Annotated in this window: 7 protein-coding genes and 2 pseudogenes; 5 read left to right on the top strand and 4 right to left on the bottom strand. The window is 67.2% G+C overall.

The window, feature by feature from the left end; translation table 11 throughout:
• Nucleotides 1–319 precede the first annotated feature (319 nt).
• Both ACTWQJ_RS43520 and ACTWQJ_RS43515 read right to left on the bottom strand, forming a co-directional pair.
• Nucleotides 320–1,123 carry a maleylpyruvate isomerase family mycothiol-dependent enzyme gene (locus tag ACTWQJ_RS43520; protein WP_443311930.1) on the bottom strand — a complete coding sequence of 268 codons (804 nt, stop codon included), beginning with the start codon at nucleotides 1,121–1,123 and terminating at the stop codon, nucleotides 320–322.
• Between the two features lie 20 nt (nucleotides 1,124–1,143).
• Nucleotides 1,144–1,734, bottom strand: coding sequence for a TetR/AcrR family transcriptional regulator (locus tag ACTWQJ_RS43515; RefSeq protein WP_443311929.1), 591 nt, complete (start codon nucleotides 1,732–1,734; stop codon nucleotides 1,144–1,146).
• A 72-nt stretch (nucleotides 1,735–1,806) separates the two neighbouring features.
• Between ACTWQJ_RS43515 and ACTWQJ_RS43510 the strand changes: the two genes are divergently transcribed.
• Nucleotides 1,807–2,595 carry an SDR family NAD(P)-dependent oxidoreductase gene (locus ACTWQJ_RS43510; protein WP_443311928.1) on the top strand — a complete coding sequence of 263 codons (789 nt, stop codon included), beginning with the start codon at nucleotides 1,807–1,809 and terminating at the stop codon, nucleotides 2,593–2,595.
• A gap of 61 nt (nucleotides 2,596–2,656) precedes the next feature.
• Nucleotides 2,657–4,084, top strand: coding sequence for a coniferyl aldehyde dehydrogenase (locus ACTWQJ_RS43505; RefSeq protein ID WP_443311927.1), 1,428 nt, complete (start codon nucleotides 2,657–2,659; stop codon nucleotides 4,082–4,084).
• Nucleotides 4,085–4,363: 279 nt separating this feature from the next.
• Here the strand turns inward: ACTWQJ_RS43505 and ACTWQJ_RS43500 are convergent, their stop codons facing one another.
• On the bottom strand, nucleotides 4,364–4,579 hold the full coding sequence (locus tag ACTWQJ_RS43500; protein ID WP_443311926.1) for a hypothetical protein: 216 nt from the start codon (nucleotides 4,577–4,579) through the stop codon (nucleotides 4,364–4,366).
• A gap of 5 nt (nucleotides 4,580–4,584) precedes the next feature.
• Here ACTWQJ_RS43500 and ACTWQJ_RS43495 point away from each other — a divergent pair, with 5 nt between their 5' ends.
• From ACTWQJ_RS43495 to ACTWQJ_RS43485, 3 genes and pseudogenes are all read left to right on the top strand, one after another.
• Nucleotides 4,585–4,896 carry a hypothetical protein gene (locus ACTWQJ_RS43495; RefSeq protein ID WP_443311925.1) on the top strand — a complete coding sequence of 104 codons (312 nt, stop codon included), beginning with the start codon at nucleotides 4,585–4,587 and terminating at the stop codon, nucleotides 4,894–4,896.
• Nucleotides 4,897–5,001: 105 nt separating this feature from the next.
• On the top strand, nucleotides 5,002–5,646 hold the full coding sequence (locus ACTWQJ_RS43490) for a class I SAM-dependent methyltransferase (protein WP_443311924.1): 645 nt from the start codon (nucleotides 5,002–5,004) through the stop codon (nucleotides 5,644–5,646).
• Nucleotides 5,647–5,719: 73 nt separating this feature from the next.
• Nucleotides 5,720–6,708 (top strand): annotated as a pseudogene (locus ACTWQJ_RS43485) (IS5 family transposase).
• 42 nt (nucleotides 6,709–6,750) lie between these two features.
• Here ACTWQJ_RS43485 and ACTWQJ_RS43480 read toward each other — a convergent pair.
• A pseudogene (locus ACTWQJ_RS43480) lies at nucleotides 6,751–6,948 on the bottom strand (IS5/IS1182 family transposase); the annotation flags it as partial.

The following is a 6,948-nucleotide window of genomic DNA, read 5'->3' as shown; positions in this document are numbered from 1 at the left end:
CGTTCCCCCTTCTGCCAGCTGTTCTCTGGGGTAAGAGGTGTGGCGCGAGGCGGAGTTCGATGACTCAGTGCAGCTCAGCGCCGGTGTCGTTGAGGATATCCGGCACAACAGGTGTGGCGCCATCGCTGAATCGAGCGATAGCACCTTGCCGTAGGGAGACTCACTTTGCTCACCTGAGAAGGCGGCGCGAGGTGTCGGCTGGCGATCACAAGCCGTCGAGGCGCTCGAAGCCGTGGCACCCCGGCCAGAACTCGCAGCCACCAGAAGTAGCGAACAAGCGGTCCGGGGCTGCCTGGGAGGCGGGCTTCCCGTGCCCCGATCAGATGACGTTGACGGCGTCGAGGAAGCGGGCGGCGAGCTCGGTGTCGCCGGTGACCGTCACGTCGCTGTCGCGCCAGGACGACCGCTGCGTGCCCCAGTCGGGGAAGGTCAGCGCGGGGGCGGTGATGTGCGCGGCGACCGCGCCGTTGGATGGAGCCAGGCCGCCTGCCTCGTCGATCCACCAGGTCCCGCCGCCGGGGCCGGTGAGAGTCAGTGCGACGCGGGCGTCGAGCCCGGCGACCGGCGCCTGCGCGACCTGATTGCTCAGTACGGCGATCATCCACGTCAGGACCGCGCGCATCCGGTCCGCATCGGTGGGCGGCACGGGCCGGCCGAGCGCCGGGGCCATGTCGTGGCGCAGGTGCGTGTGATGGTCGAAGACGAGTGCGCCACCGATCATCAGCCCCAGGGGGTGGCGACTGAGTTCGGCCAGCCGTACCCGCACTCGGGTGGCGGGCGTGCGTCTCACGACGTCGAGGAGCGTGATGGCTCGCCGGCCGGCGCGCTGGTACTCGGCCATCACCTTGGCACGGCTCCAGTCCCGCCGGCGGTCGACGGGGTCCTCGTTCACCCGTTCGAGGCTGGCAGCGAAGATCGTGCGCAGTCCGGCGGGTGTGTAGAAGCTCCGCGCCGTCGCACCGATGTGGGCGACGACGTCGGCGATGCGCCACCCAGCTGCGGCGCTGGGCGCGGTCCATTCGTCGTCGGTGAGGCTGCTGGTGAAGTTCAGCATCTCGGCGCGTTCGGCACGGAGGGCGGCGACCATGTTCGGCAGGTCCGCCGCGGGCAGGCGATCCGTCATGTCATCTTCTTCTCTGATTGTCAGGCGGGGCGGCGGATCGCCTGCACCGCTGCGTCGTAGAGGTCGAACTGGTCGGCCTGTCCGCCCAGGCGCATCCACTCTTCTGTCGCCGCCTGGAGGCAGGTGATCGCCGCGGCCGCGATCGCGCGCGCCTGCAGGGCGCGGTGGTCGGAGTCGGGCAGTCGCGGCTCGATCAGCGGCGCGAACAGGTCCTGCCAGCGAGCCTGCTTCTCGGCGTGCCCGGCGCGCAGGGATTCATTGCCGAACAGCAGCGTGATCATCTCGAGCCGGCGCTCGGCCGTGACGTCGATCTCCTCGAGCACCCGGAACGCCGCACGCAGCGACGCCCAGATGTCTTCGTCGGCCGGGCGCTCGGCGAGCCGCGCGGCAATCAATTCCCCCTGCTCGGACAGGCCGTTGAGCGCGAGGTCTTCCTTGCTGCGGAAGTAGTTGAACAGGGTCCGTTTGGAGACACCCGCCGCGGCGGCGATCTCCTCGAGCGTCGTGTCGTCGTACCCCTTGGCGGCGAACAGTTCGAGGGCGGTTCGGGCGAGGAGCGCGCGAACCACCGAGCGGGTCTGCTCCCGAAGAGGTGCCGGTTTCTGAGCCATGCACCGATGGTACATCTCTTCGCGAGATGCAGCGATTTGCACTCAGTGCAAGAGCGTGCGTAGAGTGCAGCCATGGGCAAAATTGACTATCGCCGCCAGACCGTCATCGTCACCGGAGCGAGCTCCGGGCTCGGCGCGGAATTCGCGCGCCAGTTGGCCCGTCGCGGCGCGGATCTCGTACTCGTTGCCCGCCGGGCGGACCGGCTCAAGGACCTGGCCGACGAACTCACCCGCGCCCACGGCGTCACGGTGACCGTCGTCGCCCGCGACCTCGGCCTGCCCGACGCCGGCCGCACGCTGCGCGCCGAACTCGAATCCCGCGGCATCTACGCCACCGGACTGGTCAACAACGCCGGCTTCGGCACCCACGACGCCCTCGCCGACGAGGACCCGGACCGCCTGCAGAGCATGATCGCGCTGAACGTCAGCGCGCTGGTCGACCTCAGCCGCGCCTACATCGGCCCGCTGGCCTCCGCCGACACCGGCGTCCTGATCAACGTCGCGAGCCTGCTGGGCTTCCAGCCGACCCCGTACCTGAGCGTCTACGGCGCCACCAAGGCCTTCGTCCTCAGCTTCACCGAATCGCTGTGGGAGGAGAACCGCGACACCGGTCTACGCGTCCTCGCCGTGTGCCCCGGCGCCATGCAGACCGAGTTCTTCGACGCCGCCGGCAGCCAGTCGGCCGACTACGGCACGAAGCGAGCCACCCCCGACCACGTCGTCAGGACGGCCCTGGACACGCTCGACCGCCGCTCCGCGCCCCCGTCGGTGATCACCAACGGTCGCCCGCTCGCCCTCGCCAGCAAGGTCCTGCCGCGCCGCCTGATCGTCCGGTTCATGGGCTGGATGGCCCGCCGTTAGCCGGCACTGCCCCTCCGCCGCCCCCACCACGCCACCCCACCAGCAGCAAAGGACCACCATCATGACCATCACAGAAGCCACCGCACAGCCCACGGACGCGGAGCGCTTCGGCCGTATCCTCGCTGTTCAGCGCGCTGCCTATCTCCGCGACGGAGCGCCCTCACTGGCGGCGCGGCGCAGCGATCTGAGCAGGCTCAAGGCGGCACTGATCGCCCGGCGCAGCGCCATCGAGGAGGCGATCAACACCGACTTCGGAAGTCGCTCGCGACACGAGACCGCGATGATGGAGGTCGGGGGCGTCGTCCAGGGCATCGACTACCTTCAGCGCAATCTGCGTCGATTCATGCGCCCGGCCAGCCGCCACACCGCCTGGCACATGCGTTTCGGCACCAGCCGCATCGAATACCAGCCGCTCGGAGTGGTCGGGGTCATCTCACCGTGGAACTATCCCGTCAACCTGTCGCTGATGCCGGTCGTCACCGCGATCGCCGCCGGCAACCGCGTCATGCTCAAACCGTCGAAGTTCACCCCGGCGACGAACACCGTGCTCGCGTCGATGCTGAGCGAGGTCTTCCCACCAGAGCAGGTCACGATCGTCAGCGGCGACGGTGCCGCGTTCTCCTCCCTGCCCTTCGATCATCTCGTCTTCACCGGAAGCACCGAAGTCGGACGAGCCGTAATGAAGGCGGCGAGCGAGAACCTCGTCCCCGTCACGCTGGAACTGGGCGGCAAGTCCCCGACCATCGTCGCCAAGGGACACGTACGGGACCGGACCGTGTCCGACATCGTCTTCGGCAAACTCCTCAGCGGCGGGCAGACCTGCATCGCCCCCGACTACGCCCTGGTGCACGAATCCGAGATCGACACCTTCATCGACAGCTACGACCACTTGGTCAAGGCCGCCTACCCCGACGGCCCGACCAGCAAGGACTACACCTCGATCATCAACGACAAGCAGTACGCGATCCTCACCGACCTGATCGAAGACGCCCGTAGCCACGGGGCACGGATCATCGAGATCGGTCACCGGCCGGGCGAGGCCGCCCGCCGCCCGCACACCCTCGCACCCACCGTCGTGCTCGGCGTCACCGACGACATGCGGATCGCCCACGAGGAGATCTTCGGCCCCATCCTCCCGATCTTCCCCTACCGCGACATCGACGACGCCATCGACTACGTCAACGCGCGACCACGACCGCTCGCCCTCTACTACTTCGGCAACAACGACACAAACCGGCGCAAGGTCCTCGACCGCACAACCTCCGGCAACGTCACCATCAACGGCACGATCATGCACGTCGGGCAGGACGACCTTCCCTTCGGCGGCGTCGGCGCGAGCGGAATGGGCCAATACCACGGGATCGAGGGCTTCCGGACGCTCAGCCACCCCAAAGGCATCTACGCCCAAGGCCGCTGGAACGCCGCCCGCCTCCTGTATGCCCCCTTCAGCAAGCGCACCGACGCTCTCCTCAACTTCTTCCTTCGATAACCGGCGGCTCCCGCCGCCAAAGCCTCACCCGCCTCGAAGCACGGGTCCGCGCGTAATCCGCAGGAGCGGCTGGGGTGTGACGCGAAGGGCCGCGCCCCCCGCCTCGACCGCCTCGGCCAACGGCGTTCCGGACGAAGTGGCTGCGGCGGTCCTCGTCCACCGCCATGTACGGGAGACCCGCCGCCGAATCGAGCACTGTGGTCACCATCCCCGACCGCTCACCAAGGTCTGTGCCAGAACCCCAGTCTTGTGAACAAGGCCAGGGTCAGGAACAGGCACTCACTCGCGCTGGTTCAAGGCCCTGGTCAAGTCTCGGTTGGCTGCCCGGGCAGCCTCCAGTTCGGCTTCGCGCTCCTCCAAGGATGCGGTCAGATCGACGGTTTGCTGTTCCAGGCGCGTGATCGTCCGCTGGAGTTCCTCAACATCGGCTGGGGCGCCGAGGCCAGACTCCCGCCAGACCTGTTCCCCCAGCGCCTCGGACAGGCGCTTCTCCACTGGACATGGCCCTGCCCATCCAATACGACACGCTTCAGGGCGACACAACCGTCCGGCAGATCGCGGGGCGGTGGAATGTCCCGCGCTGGCTGGTCCGCCGTGTCCTGGACTCCGCGATCTTTCCCGACCGCCAGACCCCCAGGAACCGGTCCGCCCTCACCGAGCCGGTCAAGGCACAGATCAACTCGATGATCGTGCGCGGGATGGGCCCGAAAGAAATCTGGACCGAGCTGATGAACGTCCACGACATCTCGGTATCCCTGGGTAGCCTGCAACGACAGACCGCCGGACGGCTCCCCGCAACGAGGCGCAGATGACCGGCTGTCCCATCTCGAAGGATCCGGCCCCCGTCTCAAGTGGCCTGGCCTGATTCATCGTTGATCTGGCTCGTCATCCTGATCACTCGACTACTGTGTCGGGCCATGAACACGGACGGCTGGTTGGCAGACACCCGGACCTCCTACGACACGGTCGCGGTTAACTATGCCGACCAACTACGCGAGGCTCTGGCCGAGAAACCGTATCTTCGGGCTACTTTGACGTTGTTCGCAGACTTGGTGCACGCCGCTGGCGGTGGACCGGTGGCGGACGTGGGCTGCGGGCCTGGACACGTCACCGCTCACCTCCACGAGCTCGGTGTGGATGCTTTCGGCATCGACCTTTCCCCCGTGATGATCGACGTCGCTCGGCGTGACCACCCTCGCCTGCGGTTCGAAGTGGGCTCGATGACGGACCTCGACCTCACCGATGCTTCAGTCGCCGGCCTGCTCGCCTTTTGGTCGTTGATTCATATCCCCGACGATGCCGTCCCCACGGTCTTCGGGCACTTCCGGCGGGTGTTGCGTCCCGGCGGACCACTTCTGCTCGGCTTTCACGTCGGCAACCAGTCAAGGCTGAAGACGCAGGGCTACGGCGGTCACCTGATGAACGTTTACGTCCACCGCCGCCAGCCTGACAAAGTGGTGGCCTGGCTACGCGATGCTGGGTTCACGGTCGAGGCCCAGATACTGCTCGACCCCGACGACAGCGTTCCAGGGGCGGTCCTTTTCGCGCGCCGTCAGTCCTAGGGCCTGTGTGATGTTGTGATCACTTTTCGGGTTCCGTTCCCGTACGAGGGCTGGATCCGGTAGGACGCTGGGTGTGACGCGCAGGCAACTCACCGACGAACAATGGAAGTTCATCAAGTCCTATCTGCCGGTCGGCGGGTTCGGCCCGTACCCGGAGCGGCTGCGGGAGCAGTTCGAGGGGGTGATCTGGCGGTTCCGCACCAGCAGTCAGTGGCGGGAGATGCCCCTCGAGTTCGGCCCGTGGCCGACGGTCTACGGCCGCTTCCGGGTTTGGAGGGACGCCGGCGTCTTCACCGCGCTGCTGGAAGGCCTGATCGCCGAGGCTGCCCGCCAGGGCAAGACGGACTTGTCCCTGGTCAGCGTGGACTCCACCACCGCCCGCGCCCACCACGACGCCGCCGGGATGCGCATCGGCAAGGAGGTCATGGACGCCCTCGAGGAAGCCGCCGCCGAGCAGGAGCGGGCCCGGCAAAAGGGGGCGGCCCGCCGGAACAGAACGGGCAGGACGACAGTGACGGCTCCGAGCGGGAAGAGCGGCGGCACATCAGGCGACGGCGCAAGCTCCGCTTGAAGGAAGCCCTGCTCGGCAGATCCCGGGGTGGGCTGACGAGCAAGGTCCATCTGGCCGCAGACCGCAAGTGCCGTCCGTTGTCGCTCGTCCTGACCGCAGGACAGGCCGCGGACAGTCCGCAGTTCGTTCCCGTGCTGCAGAAGGTGCGGGTCCGCGTGCCTGTCGGCCGTCCCCGAACCCGGCCTGACGCTGTCGCCGCAGATAAGGCCTACTCATCTCGAGCTAACCGCTCTTACCTGCGGAAACGCAACATCAAGGCAGTCATCCCGGAGAAGAAGGACCAAGCCGCCAACCGGAAGAAGAAAGGCAGCCGGGGCGGCCGACCCACCCGCCACGACGCCGTTCTCTACAAGGAGCGGAACACCGTCGAGCGCCTGATCAACAAGCTGAAGGCCTGGAGGGGCATCAAGACACCCGAGAGCTACCTCACCGGCCTCCACCTCCGCGCCTCGATGATCTGGATCAACGACCTCCTGAAGGCAACTGGTTGATCACAACATCACACAGGCCCTAGGGCCTGTCTTCGGTTGTGATCAACAGGCTTTCAGGAGGCTGCCGATCCAGATGGTTGCTGCGCGGAGATGGAGTCCGGCGAGGTAGCTTCCGGGCGTCTTGTCATAGCGGGTGGCGATGCCTCGCCAGGCCTTCATCCTGTTGATGGCGCGCTCAACCGTGTTGCGATCGCGGTAGAGGTCGGTGTCGTGGGTGATGGGGCGGCCGCCTTGGCTGCC

It is taken from the genome of Streptomyces sp. KR55, from assembly GCF_052245645.1.
GTDB classification, from domain to species: Bacteria; Actinomycetota; Actinomycetes; order Streptomycetales; family Streptomycetaceae; genus Streptomyces; species Streptomyces flavusporus.
The sequence above is the reverse complement of the archived record's forward strand: the minus strand, read 5'-3'. Positions and strand labels throughout refer to the sequence as shown.